The following is a 19,672-nucleotide window of genomic DNA, read 5'->3' as shown; positions in this document are numbered from 1 at the left end:
GCCGGTGATCAGCCGAGCTTCGTGACGTCGCGCACCGCGCCCTTGTCGGCGCTCGTCGCCATCGCCGCGTACGCGCGCAGCGCCGCCGACACCTTCCGCTCGCGGTTCTTCGGCGCGTACACGCCGCCCAGCGCCTCGCGGCGGGCGGCCAGCGTGGCGTCGTCGACGAGCAGCTCGATGCCGCGGCTCGGGATGTCGATGCGGATGCGGTCGCCGTCCTCGACGAGCGCGATGGTGCCGCCGCTCGCCGCCTCCGGCGAGGCGTGGCCGATCGACAGGCCGGACGTGCCGCCGGAGAAGCGGCCGTCGGTGATCAGGGCGCAGGTCTTGCCGAGGCCGCGGCCCTTGAGGAAGGACGTCGGGTAGAGCATCTCCTGCATGCCGGGGCCGCCCTTGGGGCCCTCGTAGCGGATGACGACCACGTCGCCGTCCTTGACCTGCTTGTTCAGGATCTTCTCGACGGCCTCCTCCTGCGACTCGCAGACGACGGCCGGGCCCTCGAAGGTCCAGATCGACTCGTCGACACCGGCGGTCTTCACGACGCATCCGTCGACGGCGAGGTTGCCCCGCAGGACGGCCAGACCGCCGTCCTTGGAGTACGCGTGCTCGGCGGAGCGGATGCAGCCCTCGGCGGCGTCCACGTCCAGCGAGTCCCACCGCTCCGACTGCGAGAACGCCTCGGCGGACCGGCGGCAGCCGGGCGCGGCGTGCCACAGCTCGACGGCCTCGGGCGACGGCGAGCCGCCGCGCACGTCCCAGGTCTTGAGCCAGTCGGCGAGGGTGGGGCTGTGGACGGAGTGCACGTCCTCGTTGAGCAGCCCGGCGCGGTGCAGCTCGCCGAGGAGGGCGGGGATGCCGCCGGCGCGGTGCACGTCCTCCATGTAGTACGTGCGGTCCTTGGCGACGTTCGGCGCGACCTTGGCCAGGCAGGGGACGCGGCGCGAGACGGCGTCCATCTCCTCCAGGCCGAAGGGGACGCCCGCCTCCTGGGCGGCGGCCAGCAGGTGCAGGATCGTGTTGGTGGAACCGCCCATGGCGATGTCGAGGGCCATGGCGTTCTCGAAGGCCGCGGCGGTGGCGATGTTGCGCGGCAGGACCGACTCGTCACCCTGGGCGTAGTACCGGTCGGTCAGCTCGACGACCGTGCGGGCGGCGTTCTCGTACAGGGCGCGGCGAGCCGTGTGGGTGGCCAGGGTGGATCCGTTGCCGGGGAGGGAGAGGCCGATGGCCTCGGTCAGGCAGTTCATCGAGTTGGCGGTGAACATGCCGGAACAGGACCCGCAGGTCGGGCAGGCGTTCTCCTCGATGCGGAGGATGTCGGCGTCCGAGATCTTGTCGTTGGCGGCGTCCGAGATGGCGTCGACCAGGTCGAGCGTGCGGACCGTGCCGTCGACCAGCGTGGCCTTGCCGGCCTCCATCGGGCCGCCGGAGACGAAGACGGTGGGGATGTTGAGGCGCAGGGCGGCCATCAGCATGCCCGGGGTGATCTTGTCGCAGTTGGAGATGCAGATCAGGGCGTCGGCGCAGTGCGCCTCGACCATGTACTCGACGCTGTCCGCGATCAGGTCGCGGGAGGGCAGGGAGTAGAGCATGCCGCCGTGGCCCATGGCGATGCCGTCGTCGACGGCGATCGTGTTGAACTCGCGCGCGATGCCACCCGCCTGCGTGATCGCCTCGGAGACGATCCGGCCGACCGGCTGGAGGTGGGTGTGGCCGGGCACGAACTCCGTGAAGGAGTTCGCGACCGCGATGATCGGCTTCCGCCCGATGTCCGCACCGGGTACACCGGAGGCGCGCATCAGGGCGCGGGCGCCCGCCATGTTGCGGCCGTGGGTGACGGTGCGGGACCTCAGCTCGGGCATCGTCGCTCGCTCCTTAACGAAGAGGACAAAGAGGTGTCTTCTTCGAGCGTACGCGGTGGCTCCAAGATCTGGACATGGCGTCCGGAGAGTGGGACGCCCGGCTCACGCCTCGGTCCCCTCCGTCCCCTCCGTCGTCTCCGTCATCTCCGTCGCCTCGGTCAGGTAGCGCTGGAGCGCGGGCGCCACCATGGCCACGATCCGCTCCGGGTCCGCCGAGGCCAGCGGCTCGACGCGTACGACGTACCGCAGAATCGCGATCCCGATCATGTGGGAGGCCGCGAGCTCGGCCCGGAACTTCGGGTCCGGTACGCGCAGCTCGCCCGCCACCCGCTCCAGGAGCCGCCGTAGGACGAAGCCGCGCAGCACGGTGGCCGCCGCCTCGTGCGTCAGAGCCGAGCGGAGGATCGCCAGCAGGGGCGCGCGGGTCGCCGGGTTCTCCCAGACGCCGAGGAACGTGCGGGCGAGGCGCTCGCCGACGCCTTCGGGGCCCGCGCCCAGCACGGCCGGGACGACGAGGGCGGGCTCGAAGGACATCTCGATGGCGGCGGCGAAGACGTCGTCCTTCGTGCCGAAGTAGTGGTGGACGAGGGCCGGGTCCACGCCCGCCGCCCTGGCGATGCCGCGCACCGACGTCTTGTCGTACCCGCGGGCGGCGAACTCGGCGCGCGCGGCTTCGAGGATCCGCTCGCGGGCGCCCGGTCCTCCGGCGGCGGCGTCCCGTGGCGGGCGCCCCCGCCGCCTGGGCCGCTCGCTCACGGCGTACGCGCGGAGGAGGCCAGGTGCAGCCGGGTGAAGGCGAGGGCCTCCGCCAGGTCGGCCTCGCGTTCGGCGGCGGACATCGCGCGCCGCGTGTTGACCTCGATGACGACGTGCCCGTCGAAACCGGACCGGGCGAGGTACTCCAGCAGCTCGGCGCACGGCTGGGTGCCGCGCCCCGGCACCAGGTGCTCGTCCTTCGCCGAGCCCCGCCCGTCGGCCAGGTGCACGTGCCCGAGGCGGTCCCCCATGCGGGCGACCATGTCCATCGCCTCCACGCGGGCGGTCGCGGTGTGCGAGAGGTCCACGGTGTAGTGGCGGTAGTCGTCCTTGGTGACGTCCCACTCGGGCGCGTACGCGAGCATCTCGCGGTCCCGGTAGCGCCACGGGTACATGTTCTCGACGGCGAAGCGGACATCGGTCTCGTTCGCCATCCGCCAGATGCCGGTGACGAAGTCACGGGCGTACTGGCGCTGCCAGCGGAACGGCGGATGGACGACGACGGTCGACGCGCCGAGCTTCTCGGCCGCCGCTTGGGCGCGCTGGAGCTTCACCCACGGGTCGGTGGACCAGACCCGCTGGGTGATCAGCAGACACGGCGCGTGGACGGCGAGGATCGGCACCTGGTGGTAGTCCGAGAGCCGGCGCAGCGCCTCGATGTCCTGGCTGACCGGGTCGGTCCACACCATGATCTCCACGCCGTCGTAGCCCAGGCGCGCGGCGACCTCGAAGGCCGTCGCCGTCGACTCCGGATACACCGAGGCCGTCGAGAGCGCGACCTTCGCCTCCGGGATGCGCACCACTGTTTCCGACGGATCTGCCACGAGGGACAGGGTACGGGGCGGCGCTGGGGAGCGTCCGGGCAGACGGGATTTCGGCGGCGCGACCTAGGTGGGGAGATGGTCGAGGCGGCGCAGGATCACGCCTTCGCGCAGGGCCCAAGGGCAGATCTCCAGTTCCTCGACGCCGAACAGGTCCATCGCGCCCTCCGCGACCAGTGCTCCCGCCAGCATCTGGCGGGCGCGGCCCTCGGACACGCCGGGCAGGGCGCAGCGCTGCTCGGCGGTCATCGCGGCGAGCTTGGGGACCCACTCCACCAGTGACGTACGACTCAGCACGCGCTGCGCGTACAGGCCCTCGCCGGAGCCGGGTGCGCCGGCGAGGCGGGCGAGCTGCTTGAACGTCTTCGACGTCGCGACGACGTGGTCGGGCGGACCGAAGCGGGCGATCTCGCCGACCGTGCGGGCTATCTCCGTGCGGACGTGGCGGCGCAGCGCCTTCACGTCGTCGGGGGCCGGCGGGTCGCCGGGCAGCCAGCCGGCGGTGAGCCGCCCGGCGCCCAGCGGCAGGGAGACGGCCGCGTCGGGCTCCTCGTCCATGCCGTACGCGATCTCCAGCGAGCCGCCGCCGATGTCGAGCAGCAGCAGCTTCCCGGCGGACCAGCCGAACCAGCGGCGGGCGGCGAGGAAGGTGAGGCGGGCCTCCTCCTCGCCGGTCAGGACCTGGAGCTCGACGCCGGTCTCCTCGCGGACCCGCTTGAGGACCTCGTCGGCGTTGGACGCGTCGCGGATCGCGGAGGTCGCGAAGGGGAGGACCTCCTCGCAGCCCTTGTCCTCGGCGGTGTGCACCGCACTGGCGGTGATGGTGACGAGGCGCTGGATGCCCTCGGCGCCGATGGCGCCGTCGGCGTCGAGCAGTTCGGCGAGGCGCAGCTCCGCCTTGTGCGAGTGGGCGGGCAGGGGGCGGGCGCCGGGGTGCGCGTCCATGACCAGCAGGTGCACCGTGTTCGAACCGACGTCGAGGACTCCGAGTCTCATGGAAGGAACGCTACTGTGCGCGGCGCATACGCTTGGTGTGTGCCAAAGACGAAGAAGGCGAAGAAGGCGAAGCCCGCTCCCTCCGTGCCGGCCGCCGTGCCGGCCGTGCCGGTGGAGGGGGACGAGAAGGGGCTGGACTTTCCCCGCGCCTGGGTGGAGTTCCCGGACCCCGCCGACGACGAGCAGGTCTTCCGCTGCGACCTGACCTGGCTCACCTCTCGCTGGACCTGCATCTTCGGCAGCGGCTGCCAGGGCATCCAGGCCGGCCGCGCGGACGACGGCTGCTGCACGCTGGGCGCCCACTTCTCGGACGAGGAGGACGAGCAGCGGGTGGCCGGGCATGTGGAACGGCTCACACCGGAGCTGTGGCAGTTCCACGACGTCGGTACGGCGTCGGAGTCGGGGTCGGGGACGGAGTCGGGCTGGGTCCAGCTCGACGAGGACGGCGAGCGGCAGACGCGCCGCTGGGAGGGCTCCTGCATCTTCCAGAACCGCCCCGGCTTCGCGGGCGGCGCGGGCTGCGCCCTGCACATCCTGGCGCTGCGGGAGGGGCGAGAGCCGCTGGAGACCAAGCCGGACGTCTGCTGGCAGCTGCCGGTCCGCCGGACGTACGACTGGATCGACCGCCCCGACGACACGCGGGTCCTGCAGATCTCGATCGGCGAGTACGACCGCCGGGGCTGGGGCCCCGGGGGCCATGACCTCCACTGGTGGTGCACCTCGGCGACGTCGGCGCACGGGGCGGGCGATCCGGTGTACGTGACGTACCGGCCGGAGCTGACGGAGCTGATGGGCAAGGCGGCGTACGACGTGCTGGTCGAGCTGTGCGAGGCGCGGCTGGCCACACAGCTGCCGCTGCTGGCTCCGCACCCGGCGGACCCGCGGCCCTGAGCCCTCACGGCGTCGGCGCCTCCGTGGCGGGCGGCGCCGACGGCGACGCGGTGTCCGAGGGGGACGACGGCTCCGGCGGCGGGGAGGAAGGGGTGGACGGCGTCGGCGTCGGGTCCGGGGACGGCGGCGGCGTCGAGGCCGGCGGGTTGGACGGCGGAGCCGGCGTCGGGTCCTGAGCCGGCGGCCGGGGCGAGCCCTCGCCGTCGAGTTCGACGATCGCGCCCGCCGGGTCCACGCCCACGCGCGCGGTCCAGGGGCCGGACGGCTCGCGGGCCCGGTCGACGGAGACGTACACCGCGAGGGACTGGCCCGGGGAGAGCGTGCCGGTGGAGCGGCTCGCGTAGAGCCAGGGCGCGTCCGTCCACAGGGACCAGGTCACCGGGGCACCGCCGGACGCCGTGAGCGTGAGCATCGTCGTGTCGTCGCCGGCCGGCTGGGCGGTGACCGTGATGCGTCCGGGGCCGGGGCGGCCGGGCCGCGAGGGTGGGGCGGGCGTGCCGGTGCTGATCACCTCGACGGAGACCGCGCCGCGGCCGCCGGGCTGGCTGCGGGCGTTGCCCGCGGTCGCGTACCGGTCGTACTGGTGGTACCCGTCCTGCGACGGGTCGGGCGCGCCGTGGCCGGCGGCCGCCTCGTCGGTCTCGCTCGCGCTGATGGCCGTCCCGTCGCGCGGCTCGCCGGTCATCGGGGCGCCGCGGTAGGCCGCCCACAGCGCCAGCACCGGGGCCGCGACGACCGTGGCGACCACCGTCGTCGTCACCGCTCGCGCCCGCATCCGGTCGCGCCGCGCCGCGTGGTCCTTCGGGTCGAGGGGGAAGCCGTCGCGGCCGAACCGCGGCCCGGCCGTGCGCGCCCGCGGGACGTGCATCATCGCCACGTACGCCGCCGCTCTCGGCGCCTCGACCAGCGGGAGCTTCGCGGGGGTGACCGACGCGCCGGGCCAGGGGCCGCCCGCCCCGGCGCGCTCGGCGGCGCGGCGGCAGCGCGGGCAGTCGTCGACGTGCCGGACGAGCTCGCGCCGCAGCGCCGCGGAGAGCAGCACCTGGTGGTCTCCGGTGAGCCGGGCGACCGCCGGGCAGGACCCGGTCTCCACGACGGCGAGCGCCGCGCGGGTGCGCTCCACCTCGCACGCCGCCGCCGACAGCAGCTCGCGCGCCGCGAGCGGCTCCATGCCGAGCACCGCGGCCACCTCGCGGGAGCCGAGCTGGTGGCGTACCGCCAGCTCCAGGGCTTCGCGCTGCTGGGGCGTGGTGCCGGCCGCCTCGGGCCAGGCGAGCCGGGCCAGTTCGCGGCGGCGGTGGTCGGCGGTCTCGTCCGCGACCTGGGCCGGCGGTCTCTCCTCGGCGGCCGGGGCGGGGGCGAGACGGCCGGTGTGCGCGCCCTGCCGGCGGCGCTTCTCGCGCTGCTCGCCGAGCTCGCGCAGGCAGGCCCAGCGGGCGAGCGCGTACAGCCACGCCTTGCGCTCGGTCTCGCCGGCGGGACATCGCCCGGACTGCCGCTCGGCGATGGCGAGCACGTCGCCGAGCACCGCCGTCGCCACGTCGTGGTCGCACAGGACGGAGAGGCAGTACGTGAACAGCCCGTCCAGATACGGCTCGTACCGCGCGGGCGGGCGCTGGGCGAGGGTCCGGGCGCCGGACCGGGCCGCGGACCGGGCGGCGGACCGGGCCGCGGACCGGGCGGCGGACCGGGTGGTGGTCCGCTCCTCGGCCCCGGAGTCCCGGGGCGCACCGCGCCGCGACCGGTGTGCGCCGGTGGTGTACGTGGGGGGCTCCAGCCTGCTGCTCATCACCCGGCGACCGTAGGCGGGCGAAGGCACACTCTTCGTGGCGCTTCGGCTCTTTTAACCCTTACGGGTGAACGTATCCCTCAAAAGAGGACAGGACGTTTTGCCCCCGCCACGTGACAAGCGGTATATGCCAGCGGCTCGACCGCTCGGTGGCGTTCACGCAGAAGGCGATGTCAGAGGCGTTGTCAGAAGCGTTGCCGGAGGCGTTGTGAGAGGCGCTGTCAGTGGGGGCCGCTACGGTTTGCGCATGGCTGCCCGTACGAAATCCACCAAGGACCGGCCCTCCTACCGCTGCACCGAGTGCGGATGGACGACCGCCAAATGGCTCGGCCGCTGCCCCGAGTGCCAGGCCTGGGGGACGGTGGAGGAGTACGGCACGCCCGCGGTCCGCACGACCGCCGCCGGGCGGGTCTCCACCGCCGCGCTGCCCATCGGCCAGGTCGACGGCCGCCAGGCCACCGCCCGCTCCACCGGCGTGGACGAGCTGGACCGCGTCCTCGGCGGCGGCCTGGTCCCCGGCGCCGTCGTGCTGCTCGCGGGCGAGCCCGGGGTCGGCAAGTCCACGCTCCTGCTCGACGTCGCGGCGAAGGCGGCGAGCGACGAGCACCGCACGCTGTACGTCACGGGCGAGGAGTCCGCGAGCCAGGTCCGGCTGCGCGCCGACCGGATCAACGCCCTCAACGACCACCTCTACCTCGCGGCCGAGACGGACCTCTCCGCGGTCCTCGGGCACCTGGACGCCGTCAAGCCGTCCCTCCTGGTCCTCGACTCCGTCCAGACGGTCGCCTCTCCGGAGATCGACGGGGCGCCGGGCGGCATGGCCCAGGTGCGTGAGGTCGCCGGCGCGCTGATCCGCGCGTCCAAGGAGCGCGGCATGTCCACGCTGCTCGTCGGCCACGTGACGAAGGACGGTGCCATCGCGGGGCCCCGGCTGCTGGAGCACCTGGTGGACGTCGTCCTGCACTTCGAGGGCGACCGCCACGCCCGCCTGCGCCTGGTCCGCGGCGTCAAGAACCGGTACGGCGCGACCGACGAGGTCGGCTGCTTCGAGCTGCACGACGAGGGGATCACCGGCCTCACCGACCCCTCCGGGCTGTTCCTCACCCGCCGCGCCGAGGCCGTGCCCGGCACATGCCTGACCGTCACCCTGGAAGGCCGCCGCCCCCTGGTCGCCGAGGTGCAGGCCCTCACCGTCGACTCGCAGATCCCCTCCCCCCGGCGCACCACCTCGGGACTGGAGACCTCCCGTGTCTCGATGATGCTGGCGGTGCTGGAGCAGCGCGGCCGGATCAGCGCGCTGGGCAAGCGGGACATCTACAGCGCCACCGTGGGCGGCGTGAAGCTCTCCGAGCCGGCCGCGGACCTCGCCATCGCGCTCGCGCTCGCCTCCGCCGCCAGCGACACCCCCCTGCCGAAGAACCTCGTCGCCATCGGCGAGGTGGGCCTCGCGGGCGAGGTCCGCCGCGTGACCGGCGTGCAGCGCCGCCTGGCCGAGGCGCACCGGCTGGGCTTCACGCACGCGCTGGTCCCCGGTGACCCGGGCAAGGTCCCGCCGGGCATGAAGGTCACGGAGGTGGCCGACATGTCGGAGGCGCTGCGGGTCCTCCCCCGTTCCCGCCGCCGGCCGGCGGCCGCCGAGGAACCGGCCCCCTGAGCCGGGCCGTGAGCCGGAGCCGTGAACAAGAGCCGTGAACAGGGGGTGGTGAGCCGGGCCCGTAGCGCTGCGGGGACCGCCCGGGGACGGGGTCGCTAGACTTTGCCCTGGTCTCGCCCATCCGTACGAGCCGGAGGAGTGCAGTGGCAGCCAAGGACGGGGCAGCAGGTCCCGGAAAGTCCGGCGCGGGCTCCGGCAACGAGGCGCTGATGCGTGCCTCGCTCAGCGCCGTCGCCCCCGGTACGTCCCTGCGGGACGGTCTGGAGCGCATTCTCCGCGGCAACACCGGTGGTCTCATCGTCCTCGGCATGGACAAGACCGTCGAGTCGATGTGCACCGGCGGGTTCGTGCTGGACGTGGAGTTCACCGCCACCCGCCTGCGCGAGCTGTGCAAGCTCGACGGCGCGCTGATCCTCGACAAGGACATCACCAAGATCCTGCGGGCGGGCGTCCAGCTCGTCCCGGACGCGTCGATCCCCACCGAGGAGACCGGCACCCGGCACCGCACCGCCGACCGCGTCAGCAAGCAGTGCGGCTTCCCCGTCATCTCCGTGTCGCAGTCGATGCGGCTGATCGCGCTGTACGTCCACGGCGAGCGCCGCGTCCTGGAGGAATCGGCGGCGATCCTCTCCCGCGCCAACCAGGCCCTCGCGACACTGGAGCGGTACAAGCTCCGCCTGGACGAGGTCGCCGGCACGCTCTCCGCGCTGGAGATCGAGGACCTGGTGACCGTCCGGGACGTCACGGCCGTCGCCCAGCGCCTGGAGATGGTCCGCCGGATCGCCACCGAGATCGCCGAGTACGTCGTGGAGCTCGGCACCGACGGCCGCCTCCTCGCGCTCCAGCTCGACGAGCTGATCGCGGGCGTCGAGCCCGAGCGCGAGCTCGTCGTCCGCGACTACGTACCGGAGCCCACGGCCAAGCGGTCCCGCACGGTCGCCGAGGCCCTCACCGAGCTGGACGCGCTCAGCCACGCCGAGCTGCTGGAGCTGCCGATCGTGGCCCGCGCCCTCGGGTACACCGGCTCGCCGGAGGCGCTCGACTCGGCGGTCTCGCCGCGCGGCTACCGGCTGCTGGCGAAGGTGCCGCGGCTGCCCGGCGCGATCATCGAGCGGCTCGTGGAGCACTTCGGCGGTCTGCAGAAGCTGCTCGCGGCGAGCGTCGACGACCTCCAGACCGTCGACGGCGTCGGCGAGGCGCGCGCCCGCAGCGTGCGCGAGGGGCTGTCGCGGCTCGCCGAGTCGTCGATCCTCGAGCGGTACGTGTAGTCCCGAGCGGGCCCCTGACTGCCTGCCGTCAGTCCTCGGCCGTCAGTCCTTGGCGAGGGTGAACGACGCCGGGAGCACCTTCGCGCCCGGCACCGCCGCCTCCAGCAGGTAGGTCCCCGCTCCCGCGGCCCGCGCGCCGGACGGCGTCGCGCACTGCGGGGCGCTGAGCCGGCGGTCCCACTCGACGGTGTGCGTGACGCTTCCGCCCGCCGGGACGCGCAGCATCAGCGGGGCGGCGCCGCGCGGGCAGTCCTTCGAGGACCAGACGGTGTCGGCCTCGCTGTTCTTGATGGTCAGGACCGCCGCGCGGGGCCCGAAGTCCGCCTTGCAGGTGGCGCCCGAGGTGTTGCGGGCGACCAGCTCGAACCGCGGCTTCTCGCCGGGCGCGTACGACACCTTCGTGCTGCGCAGGGTCACCCGCAGGGTGCCGGGGGCGCAGTCGGGCAGCGGCGAGTCCGCCGGGACCTGGTTCGCGACGGAGCCGGCGGAGCCGCCGGAACCGGAACCGGCCGAGGAGCTCGTGCCGGCGGCGCCGTCGGAGCCCGCTCCGGCACTCGTTCCCGTACCGGTGCCGCCGCCTGACGCCGTGTCACCGTTCTTGCCGTCGTCCTGGCCCGTCCCCGGGGCCGTACCGCCGCCGGAGCCCCCGGAGGCGCCGGACTCGTCGCGTCCGCCCGGCTGGTTGCTGATCGCCGGGCCCGGCTGGGAGGGTCCCGGGGTGATGGAGGGTGCGGGCGTGGCTCCGTTGGCGCCGTCACCCGCGCCGTCCTTGCCGCCGTCCCCACCGGATGTGACGGCCCATACGATCAGCAGCGCGAGCAGCGCGACCAGGCTCGCCGCGACTGCCCTCCGTCGCCAGTAGATGGAGGAGGGAAGCGGCCCGACCGGATTGCGCAGAGATCCCACGCACAAACTGTACGAGAGATCAGCGCCCAACTCCCGCCCCACCCGCCGCCCGTGCACCAAGTTTTGCCGATGATCACATTCCAGGGGCGGGGATGTGGACGGCGGCGCATGGTGTCATCCGGCGGCCAGGTACCGTCCGTAACCATGAGCCAGGACCTCTACCTCGACATCACCGACTTCGCCCACACCACTCCCGGCTGGGTACACCTCATCGCCGAGCTGTGGACGGAGGCCGGGTTGCTCCTCTTCGGCGTGCTGTTCGTCATCGGCTGGTGGCGGGCGCGCCCCGACGCCTCCCGGGCCATGGCGCTCGCGGTCCTCGCGCCGCTCGGCACGGCCTTCGGATACGTCGTCAGCGAGCTGCTGAAGTCGGTGATCGACGAGGAGCGCCCGTGCCGCGCGGTCGCGGGCGCGGCCGCCTCGCTGGTGGAGTGCCCGGCGTACGGCGACTGGTCCTTCCCGAGCAACCACTCCGCCATCGCGGGCGCGGCCGCGATCGCGCTCGTGCTGGCCTGGCGCCGGATCGTCTGGCTGACGGTGCCGATGGCGCTGCTCATGGCGTTCTCGCGGGTCTTCGTCGGCGTGCACTACCCGCACGACGTGGCCGCCGGGCTGGTGCTGGGGGCGATCGCCGCCGTCGTCTTCGTCAAGCTGCTGACCCGCCCGACCGGCGCGCTGGTCGACACGATGCGGACGAGCCGGTCGGGCGCCGCGACCTGGCTGGCGGGGCGCGGCCCCGCGGTCCCGGAGGCCGGGACCGGACGGCACGTGGCGCCGCGGCGCCGGGAGCCGATGCACCGCCGCGGCTGACGGACGTGCCAGGATCGGAGGTGCCATGACTGCGACCGAAAGCCTCTCCGCCGCCGCTCCCGCCCCTTCTCCCTCACCCTCGTCGCCGGCCCCCGCCGAAGCCGCCGACGCGCACGCGCGGCTGCACACGCCCGTCCTCGCCTGGTTCGAGCAGCACGCCCGCGACCTGCCCTGGCGCCGCCCCGAGGCGGGCGCCTGGGGCGTGATGGTCAGTGAGTTCATGCTCCAGCAGACCCCCGTCAGCCGGGTCCTCCCGGTGTACGAGCAGTGGCTGGCCCGCTGGTCCCGCCCCGCCGACCTGGCCGCCGAGGCCCCCGGCGAGGCGGTCCGCGCCTGGGGCCGTCTCGGCTACCCGCGCCGCGCCCTGCGCCTGCACGGCGCGGCCGTCGCGATAACGGAGCGGCACGGCGGCGACGTACCGCGCGACCACGCGCAGCTGCTGGCGCTGCCGGGCATCGGCGAGTACACGGCCGCGGCGGTGGCGTCGTTCGCGTACGGGCAGCGGCACGCCGTCCTGGACACGAACGTGCGCCGGGTGTTCGCCCGGTCCGTCACGGGCGTGCAGTACCCGCCGAACGCCACCACCGCAGCCGAGCGCAGGCTCGCCCGCGCGCTGCTGCCCGAGGACGAGACGACCGCGGCCCGCTGGGCGGCGGCGTCGATGGAGCTCGGCGCGCTGGTGTGCACCGCGAAGAACGAGGACTGCGCCCGCTGTCCGATCGCCGGGCACTGCGCGTGGCGGCTCGCGGGCAAGCCCGCCCACGACGGCCCGGCCCGGCGCGGCCAGACGTACGCGGGGACCGACCGCCAGGTGCGCGGCAAGCTCCTCGCCGTGCTGCGCGAGGCGGTGGCGCCGGTGCAGCAGGCCGCGCTGGACGCGGTGTGGGACGAGCCGGTGCAGCGGGCGAGGGCGCTGGACGGGCTGGTCGCGGACGGGCTGGTGGAGCCCCTGGAGGGCGGCCGCTACCGGCTGCCGGCCGGCCCGGCGGCTCCCAGCGGTCCTGGAGCTCCGGCCGCTCCGGGAGCTCCGGCCGACCCGGGCGTGGGCCGAACATGATCACCTTCCCCTGATCCGGGGTTGTTACACCTCCGCTGTTACACAACCGATGGACAGCCGTGCGTCCGCCGACGGCTGCCTCGGACAACCCCGTGACAACAGCTCCGTAGCGTCTCCTGCCGTAAGACCACAGGGGTGCCCACGGGGGGTGCTCGTCACGGGGATGGAGGCGGTTCGGATGTCGCACGGCGAGGTGCTCGGATTCGAGGAGTACGTACGCACTCGGCAGGACGCGCTGCTGCGCAGCGCGCGCCGTCTCGTCCCCGACCCGGTGGACGCCCAGGACCTGCTGCAGACCGCGCTGGCCCGTACATACGGCCGCTGGGACGGCATAGCCGACAAGGCCCTCGCCGACGCGTACCTGCGCCGCGTGATGATCAATACGCGGACCGAGTGGTGGCGCGCCCGCAAGCTGGAGGAGGTGCCCACCGAGCAGCTGCCCGACGCGTCCGTCGAGGACGCCACCGAGCAGCACGCCGACCGGGCCCTGCTGATGGACGGGCTGAAGGTGCTGGCGCCCAAGCAGCGCAGCGTGGTCGTGCTGCGGCACTGGGAGCAGATGAGCACCGAGGAGACGGCCGCCGCGCTCGGCATGTCGACCGGTACGGTGAAGAGCACGCTCCACCGGGCCCTGGCCCGGCTCCGTCAGGAACTGGAGAGCCGGTCCGTCGACACCGACGCCCGCGCCCTGGAGCGTACGGAACGCGGTCACGAACGAGGGCGGGAACGGTGCGCGGCCTGAGAGACGACGTCGGCGGCACCGGCAGGATCCGGGCGGCGAGCACCACGGCGGCGGCCGTGCTCGCCGCCCTCGGCCTGCTCACGGCCGGCTGCTCCACCGGCGGCACGGGCACGCGCGACGAGGGCGCGGCCCGGGCCGACCAGGCGGCGCCCTCGTCCGCGCCGACGGCGCCCGTCCGGACCTCGCCCATCAAGAAGGTCGACCCGGTCCGGCTGATCAAGGACGACCCGAAGGTCGACGACCAGGTCAAGGACGAGCTGAAGCCGTGCACGGCGGACGCGTACCCGATCGACACGTCGTACGGGAACCTCACCGGCAACGGCCGCCCGGACGTGGTGGTGAACGTCATGACGTGCGGGGACGCCGTGGGGGTCGGGACGTACGTGTACCGCCTGGTGGACGGGGAGTACGAGAATGTCTTCGCGGTCGAGGAGCCGGCCGTGTACTCCACCATCGACCGGGGCGACCTCGTCCTCACCCAGCAGGTGTACGAGGAGGGCGACCCGGTCGCGTATCCGTCCGGCGAGGACGTGATCACGTACCGCTGGGTGGGGAACCGGTTCAGCGAGCACGACCGGGTGCACAACGACTACAGCAAGGCGATCGGCGACGGCGGCATCGACGGGCCCGCGCCGAGCTCGCCGCCCGAGAACTGATACACGGGAGTACAGGAGTAAGCGCGGGATGGCCGAGACCCATGTCCTGTTCGTCGAGGACGACGACGTCATCCGCGAGGCCACCCAGCTCGCCCTGGAGCGGGACGGCTTCGCGGTGACCGCCATGCCGGACGGGCTGTCCGGGCTGGAGTCGTTCCGGGCGCGGCGGCCGGACATCGCGCTGCTCGACGTCATGCTGCCCGGCATGGACGGCGTCAGCCTCTGCCGGCGCATCCGGGACGAGTCGACGGTTCCGGTGATCATGCTGTCGGCGCGGGCCGACTCCATCGACGTGGTGCTGGGCCTGGAGGCCGGGGCCGACGACTACGTGACCAAGCCGTTCGACGGCGCCGTGCTCGTGGCCCGGATCCGCGCGGTGCTGCGGCGCTTCGGGCACGCGTCGGGCGGGGCGGGCGGCACGGCCGACGCCTCGCGGCAGGGCGGCCCGGACCAGGGCGGCGTGCTGGTCTTCGGCGACCTGGAGATCGACACCGAGGGCATGGAGGTGCGCCGGTCGGGCGCGCCGGTCGGGCTGACCCCGACGGAGATGCGGCTGCTGCTGGAGTTCTCGTCGGCGCCCGGCACGGTGCTCTCCCGCGACAAGCTGCTGGAGCGGGTGTGGGACTACGGGTGGGGCGGGGACACGCGCGTCGTCGACGTCCACGTCCAGCGGCTCCGTACGAAGATCGGCCAGGACCGGATCGAGACGGTCCGCGGCTTCGGTTACAAGCTCAAGGCATGAAGCGCCGCAATTTCGCCGTGCGCACCGGTGTCCGCTGGAAGATCGCCATCGCCATCGCGGGGGTCGGCGCCCTGATCGCGGGCGCGCTCAGCCTGGTCGTCCACAACGCCGCCCGCGTCTCGATGCTGGACAACGCGCGTGAGGTCCAGATGGAGCGGCTGGTCTTCGCGCAGCGGATGTACGAGTCGGCGAAGCCGAAGGGCGAGCCGAAGTTCGGTACGAAGATCAACGATCCGGCGCTGCCGCCCGAGCTGGAGGCGCTGATGCGCAACCGGCACCGCGGCACGTTCGTGGAGGAGCGGCCGTCCGGCGCCCCGGACGTATGGGCCGCCGTGCCGCTGGCCAACGGCGACGTGCTGTCGCTGCGCACGCAGTTCGCCGGGCGCTCCACGACGATCATGAAGGCGCTGGACCAGGCGCTGGTGGCCGGCTCGGTGTCGGTGGTCTTCGGCGGGTGCGCGCTCGGCGTGCTGATCGGCGGGCAGCTGTCCCGGCGGCTGCGGAAGGCCGCCGCCGCGGCGGGGAAGGTCGCCCAGGGCAACACGGACGTACGGGTCCGGGACGCGATCGGCGGGCGCGTACGGGACGAGACGGACGAGCTGGCGCGCGCGGTGGACGCGCTGACCGACGCGCTGAACGAGCGCATCCAGGCGGAGCGGCGCGTGACGGCGGACATCGCGCACGAGCTGCGTACGCCGGTGACCGGGCTGCTCACGGCCGCCGAGCTGCTGCCGCCCGGGCGGCCGAGCGAGCTCGTACGGGACCGGGCGCAGGCGATGCGCACGCTGGTCGAGGACGTGCTGGAGGTGGCCCGGCTCGACAGCGCCTCCGAGCGCGCCGAGCTCCAGGAGATCGCGCTCGGCGAGTTCGTCGAGCGGCGGGTGCGGGCGCTGGACCCGGAGGCCGAGGTGCGAGTGGTGCACGAGTCGTGGGTGAACACCGACCCGCGGCGGCTGGAGCGCATCCTGGGCAACCTGCTGGCGAACGCCGCGAAGCACGGCAAGCCGCCGGTGGAGGTCACCGTCGAGGGCCGCGTGCTGCGGGTGCGCGACCACGGGCCCGGCTTCCCGGAGGCGCTCCTGCGCGAGGGGCCGAGCCGCTTCCGCACGGGCGCGAGCGACCGCGCGGGCCACGGCCACGGCCTGGGCCTGACCATCGCGGCGGGCCAGGCCCGCGTCCTGGGCGCCCGCCTCACCTTCCGCAACGCCTCCCCGTCGGGCGGCGCGATCGCGGTGCTCTGGCTCCCGGAACACGCCCCGACGTCGACGGGAAGCTTCCCGGTCCTGCGGCTGCCACCGGAGGAGCGGTAGCCGCAGGCCCCGGGCCTTCAGGCCTCAGGCCTCAGCTGGAGGAAGCCGCCAGCTTCGGCGGGGCCTCCTGCTGCGGGGGCTCGGTCTGCGGGGCCTCCGGGCCCTGCGGACCCGCGCCCTTCAGCGGGACCTCCTTGACGAAGAACGCCGCGACGAAGCCGATCACCGCGACCGCCGCGCCCAGCAGGAAGGCCGTGTGCGTACCGGACGCCACGGCGAACTGGTACGCCTCGCGCGCCTGCTCCGGCAGCCGCTCCAGGCTCGCCGCGTCGAGCTGGGCCGACTGCGCGGTCGCCGCGCCGCCGCCCCGCGCCGCCATCTCGTCCTGCACCCGCGCCGTGAACAGCGCGCCCATGATCGCGACACCGAAGGACGAGCCGAGCGTACGGAAGAGCGTCGTCGTGGACGAGGCCACGCCCATGTCCTTCATCTCGACGCTGTTCTGCGCGACGAGCATGGTGATCTGCATCAGGAAGCCCATCCCCGCGCCGAGCAACGCCATGTACGCGCCGGAGGTGAAGCGGGAGGTCTCGGTGTCCATCTGCGCCATCAGGAAGAGGCCGACGACCATCAGCCCGCCGCCCACGATGGGGAAGATCTTGTACTTGCCGCTGGCGGTGGTGACGCGCCCCGCGTACAGCGACACGGCCATCATGGCGATCAGCATCGGCAGGAGCAGCAGCCCGGAGTTGGTGGCCGAGGCGCCCTGCACGGACTGCTGGAACAGCGGCAGGAAGAGCATGGCACCGAACATCACGAAGCCGGTCAGGAACCCGATCACCGACATGAGCGTGAAGTTGCGGCTGCGGAAGATGTGCAGCGGCACGACCGGCTCGGCGGCGCGCGTCTCGACGAAGAGGAAACCGGCGGTGGCGGCCACGCCGACGGCGCTCAGCGCCAGGATCTCGGCGGAGTCCCAGGCGTACTCCGTACCGCCCCAGGTCGTGACCAGGACGATCGCCGTGATGCCGATCGTCAGCAGCGCGGTGCCGAGGTAGTCGATGCGCGGCCGGCTGTCGCGCTCCCGCTTCGGCAGGTGCAGCACGGCGGTGACCATCGCGAGGGCGACCGCGCCCAGCGGCAGGTTGATGTAGAAGGACCAGCGCCAGCCCCAGTGGTCGGTGATGGTGCCGCCGACCAGCGGGCCGCCGATCATCGCGAGGGCCATGACGCCGGTCATCATGCCCTGGTACTTGCCGCGCTCACGCGGCGGGATCAGGTCGCCGATGATCGCCATGACGCCGACCATCAGACCGCCGGCGCCCAGGCCCTGGACGGCGCGGAAGCCGATGAGCTGCCCCATGTCCTGGGCCATGCCGCTGAGCGCGGAGCCGATCAGGAAGATGACGATCGCGGTGAGGAAGGTGCCCTTGCGGCCGTAGAGGTCGCCGAGCTTGCCCCAGATCGGGGTGGAGGCGGCGGTGGCGAGGGTGTAGGCGGTGACGACCCAGGAGAGGTGCGCCAGGCCGCCGAGCTCTCCGACGATGGTGGGCATCGCGGTGCCGATGATCATGTTGTCGAGCATCGCCAGCAGGATGGCGATCATCAGTGCGAGCAGCACCACTCGCACGCTGCGTGTGCGCGGCTCCCGCCGCTGTCGTATGTCGGTGTCTTTCATGTTCCCCGCTCCACTTACTTGCCGCCCGGCTAGTTCTACACTGGTGACGGTAGACGCGGTACTAGCCGGGCGTCAAGTAAGTTTTTTGGAGGACCGAGCACCATGGCCAGAGGCAACACGCGCCAGCGCATCCAGGACGTGGCTCTCGGACTCTTCGCCGAGCAGGGGTACGAGAAGACCTCGCTGCGCGAGATCGCCGAGCGGCTCGGGGTCACCAAGGCGGCGCTCTACTACCACTTCAAGACCAAGGAAGACATCGTCATCAGCCTCTTCCAGGACATGGCACGGCCGATCGACGACCTGATCACCTGGGCGGAGGAGCAGCCCCGCACCCTGGAGACCAAGCAGGAGATCGTGCGCCGCTACCACGCGGCCCTGCTCGGCGCGGCCCCGCTCTTCCGCTTCATGCAGGAGAACCAGGCCACCGTGCGCGACCTGAGCATTGGGGAGACCTTCAAGGAGCGCGTCCTCACGCTGACCGAGCTGATGCAGGAGCCGGACTTCTCCATGGCCGACCGGGTGCGGTGCATCAGCGCGCTGTTCACCATGCACGCCGGCGTCTTCTACATGCAGCACGTCGAAGGCGACCCCGAGGAGAAGCACGAAGCCATCCTCGAGGTCGCCGTCGATCTGGTGACCCAGGCCCATCAGGGCCATGCGTAAGCGCGTCAGATGGTGACGCCCGCGGAGCGCAGGAACGACGCCGGGTTGATCGCGGAGCCGTAGTTCGGCGTCGTACGGATCTCGAAGTGCAGGTGCGGGCCGGAGGAGTTGCCGGTGTTGCCGGACTTGGCGATGAGCTGGCCCGTCTTCACCTTCTTGCCGACGGAGACGTCGATCTTCGACAGGTGCGCGTACTGCGAGTACGTGCCGTTGGAGTGCTTGATCACGACGGCGTTGCCGTACGCGGGGCCGTCGCCGCCGCCGTTCGGGCCGGCCTTCACGACGACACCGCTGTGCGCGGCCTTGACCGGGGTGCCGATCGGCACGGCGAAGTCCTGGCCGGAGTGCTTGTGGGACCACATGGCGCCGCCCTGGTTGAAGGAGGCGGTCAGCGTGTAGCCGTTGACCGGCTTGACCCAGGAGGCCGTCTTCTTGGCAGCGGCCTTCTTCGTGACGGTCGCCTTCTTCGCGGCCTCGGCGAGCTTCGCCGCCTGCGCCGCCTGCGCCGCCTTCTGCGCGGCAGCGGCCTGCTGCGCGACCGTCGACTGGGCCTTGGCCTGCGCGGCGACGGCGGCCGCGGTGTCCAGGGCGGGGGCCGCCTGCCCCTCGGCCGCGAACGCAGCACCGGCTCCGAACGCCAGCGACGCTCCCATGCCGACGGCGGCGAGGGCGACGGCGGCGTTACGGGTGGGGTGCTTGATGCGCTTCGACATACGGGGAAAGACCTCCGGGCAAGAACGGACCCGACACGAGCGGTGCGCCGGGCGAGTGCTCATCCTTGGTAACCCGGCCCCCCATCCCGCCTCAAACCACCCATCTACGACATGTCGTCGTAGGCGCGGCGGTGTGACGTGGACTCTTGACGGCGCGACGAAAGGCAGGCCAAGAGGCCGGAATGTCCTTGGAAAGCGAGGTTTGTCCGGATCAGGGTGCCCTTGAGCTGGGCCTTTCCCGGCGCCCTCGCCGGCCGCCCCCGCGCCCAGGCCCGTACGTCCGCTGCCCACCCCCCTCCGGGCGGCCGGGGGCGGGCCGCGGACCGCACTATTCCGGCTAGTACCGCGCGAACCGCCTGTGCGGCTTGTCACGGGCGGCGGGCCGGACGCCTGTCCGTTTCGGGACCAAAGACCCCCG

At 73.0% G+C, this 19,672-nt stretch carries 18 protein-coding genes; 10 read left to right on the top strand and 8 right to left on the bottom strand.

The features are described from left to right. Positions 1–8 precede the first annotated feature (8 nt). From ilvD to ACIRNI_RS06260, 4 genes are all read right to left on the bottom strand, one after another. Positions 9–1,862 (bottom strand): dihydroxy-acid dehydratase, encoded by a 1,854-nt coding sequence (gene ilvD, locus ACIRNI_RS06275; protein ID WP_403548778.1) that lies wholly within the window; start codon positions 1,860–1,862, stop codon positions 9–11. A 102-nt stretch (positions 1,863–1,964) separates the two neighbouring features. After that, the gene (locus ACIRNI_RS06270) at positions 1,965–2,618 is read right to left on the bottom strand and encodes a TetR family transcriptional regulator (protein WP_403548776.1); all 654 of its coding nucleotides are present in this window, start codon (positions 2,616–2,618) and stop codon (positions 1,965–1,967) included. Further along, positions 2,615–3,442 (bottom strand): sugar phosphate isomerase/epimerase, encoded by an 828-nt coding sequence (locus ACIRNI_RS06265; RefSeq protein WP_355362984.1) that lies wholly within the window; start codon positions 3,440–3,442, stop codon positions 2,615–2,617. The genes ACIRNI_RS06270 and ACIRNI_RS06265 overlap by 4 nt, the downstream gene beginning before the upstream one ends. A gap of 63 nt (positions 3,443–3,505) precedes the next feature. Then, entirely contained in the window at positions 3,506–4,435 is a 930-nt protein-coding gene (locus ACIRNI_RS06260; protein WP_403548774.1) for a Ppx/GppA family phosphatase, read from the bottom strand. A 39-nt stretch (positions 4,436–4,474) separates the two neighbouring features. Here ACIRNI_RS06260 and ACIRNI_RS06255 point away from each other — a divergent pair, with 39 nt between their 5' ends. Then, entirely contained in the window at positions 4,475–5,326 is an 852-nt protein-coding gene (locus tag ACIRNI_RS06255; RefSeq protein ID WP_403548772.1) for a hypothetical protein, read from the top strand. A gap of 4 nt (positions 5,327–5,330) precedes the next feature. Here ACIRNI_RS06255 and ACIRNI_RS06250 read toward each other — a convergent pair whose 3' ends face one another. Next, complete coding sequence (locus ACIRNI_RS06250; protein ID WP_403548770.1) at positions 5,331–7,115, bottom strand: hypothetical protein; 1,785 nt, start codon at positions 7,113–7,115, stop codon at positions 5,331–5,333. Between the two features lie 247 nt (positions 7,116–7,362). On the opposite strand from ACIRNI_RS06250, the gene radA reads away from it, so the two are divergent. Together radA and disA are read left to right on the top strand one after the other, a co-directional pair. Then, complete coding sequence (radA, locus tag ACIRNI_RS06245) at positions 7,363–8,769, top strand: DNA repair protein RadA (RefSeq protein ID WP_356647132.1); 1,407 nt, start codon at positions 7,363–7,365, stop codon at positions 8,767–8,769. A 143-nt stretch (positions 8,770–8,912) separates the two neighbouring features. Continuing rightward, positions 8,913–10,037, top strand: a complete 1,125-nt coding sequence (gene disA, locus ACIRNI_RS06240) for a DNA integrity scanning diadenylate cyclase DisA (RefSeq protein ID WP_403548768.1) — start codon at positions 8,913–8,915, stop codon at positions 10,035–10,037. 42 nt (positions 10,038–10,079) lie between these two features. Here disA and ACIRNI_RS06235 read toward each other — a convergent pair whose 3' ends face one another. Then, positions 10,080–10,943, bottom strand: a complete 864-nt coding sequence (locus tag ACIRNI_RS06235) for a hypothetical protein (RefSeq protein WP_403548766.1) — start codon at positions 10,941–10,943, stop codon at positions 10,080–10,082. A gap of 144 nt (positions 10,944–11,087) precedes the next feature. On the opposite strand from ACIRNI_RS06235, the gene ACIRNI_RS06230 reads away from it, so the two are divergent. From ACIRNI_RS06230 to cseC, 6 genes are all read left to right on the top strand, one after another. Continuing rightward, positions 11,088–11,753, top strand: coding sequence for a phosphatase PAP2 family protein (locus tag ACIRNI_RS06230; protein WP_403548764.1), 666 nt, complete (start codon positions 11,088–11,090; stop codon positions 11,751–11,753). Between the two features lie 25 nt (positions 11,754–11,778). After that, the gene (locus ACIRNI_RS06225) at positions 11,779–12,810 is read left to right on the top strand and encodes an A/G-specific adenine glycosylase (RefSeq protein WP_403548762.1); all 1,032 of its coding nucleotides are present in this window, start codon (positions 11,779–11,781) and stop codon (positions 12,808–12,810) included. Positions 12,811–12,988: 178 nt separating this feature from the next. Beyond that, complete coding sequence (locus tag ACIRNI_RS06220) at positions 12,989–13,552, top strand: SigE family RNA polymerase sigma factor (protein WP_403548760.1); 564 nt, start codon at positions 12,989–12,991, stop codon at positions 13,550–13,552. Next, positions 13,540–14,208 carry a hypothetical protein gene (locus ACIRNI_RS06215; protein WP_403548758.1) on the top strand — a complete coding sequence of 223 codons (669 nt, stop codon included), beginning with the start codon at positions 13,540–13,542 and terminating at the stop codon, positions 14,206–14,208. The genes ACIRNI_RS06220 and ACIRNI_RS06215 overlap by 13 nt, the downstream gene beginning before the upstream one ends. 28 nt (positions 14,209–14,236) lie before the next feature. Continuing rightward, entirely contained in the window at positions 14,237–14,950 is a 714-nt protein-coding gene (cseB, locus tag ACIRNI_RS06210; protein WP_403548756.1) for a two-component system response regulator CseB, read from the top strand. Continuing rightward, positions 14,947–16,260, top strand: coding sequence for a two-component system sensor histidine kinase CseC (cseC, locus tag ACIRNI_RS06205; protein ID WP_403548754.1), 1,314 nt, complete (start codon positions 14,947–14,949; stop codon positions 16,258–16,260). The genes cseB and cseC overlap by 4 nt, the downstream gene beginning before the upstream one ends. A 31-nt stretch (positions 16,261–16,291) precedes the next feature. Here the strand turns inward: cseC and ACIRNI_RS06200 are convergent, their stop codons facing one another. After that, positions 16,292–17,878: an MDR family MFS transporter gene (locus ACIRNI_RS06200; RefSeq protein WP_403548752.1), complete on the bottom strand. Its 1,587-nt coding sequence runs from the start codon at positions 17,876–17,878 to the stop codon at positions 16,292–16,294. Between the two features lie 102 nt (positions 17,879–17,980). Here ACIRNI_RS06200 and ACIRNI_RS06195 point away from each other — a divergent pair, with 102 nt between their 5' ends. After that, positions 17,981–18,541, top strand: a complete 561-nt coding sequence (locus tag ACIRNI_RS06195; protein ID WP_403548750.1) for a TetR/AcrR family transcriptional regulator — start codon at positions 17,981–17,983, stop codon at positions 18,539–18,541. A gap of 5 nt (positions 18,542–18,546) precedes the next feature. Here the strand turns inward: ACIRNI_RS06195 and ACIRNI_RS06190 are convergent, their stop codons facing one another. After that, positions 18,547–19,254, bottom strand: a complete 708-nt coding sequence (locus tag ACIRNI_RS06190; RefSeq protein WP_403548748.1) for a M23 family metallopeptidase — start codon at positions 19,252–19,254, stop codon at positions 18,547–18,549. Between the last annotated feature and the right edge of the window lie 418 nt (positions 19,255–19,672).

This window comes from Streptomyces sp. NPDC093546 (assembly GCF_044765045.1).
Taxonomy (GTDB): Bacteria; Actinomycetota; Actinomycetes; order Streptomycetales; family Streptomycetaceae; genus Streptomyces.
Note: the sequence above shows the minus strand (reverse complement) of the source record. Positions and strands in the feature narration are given on the sequence as shown.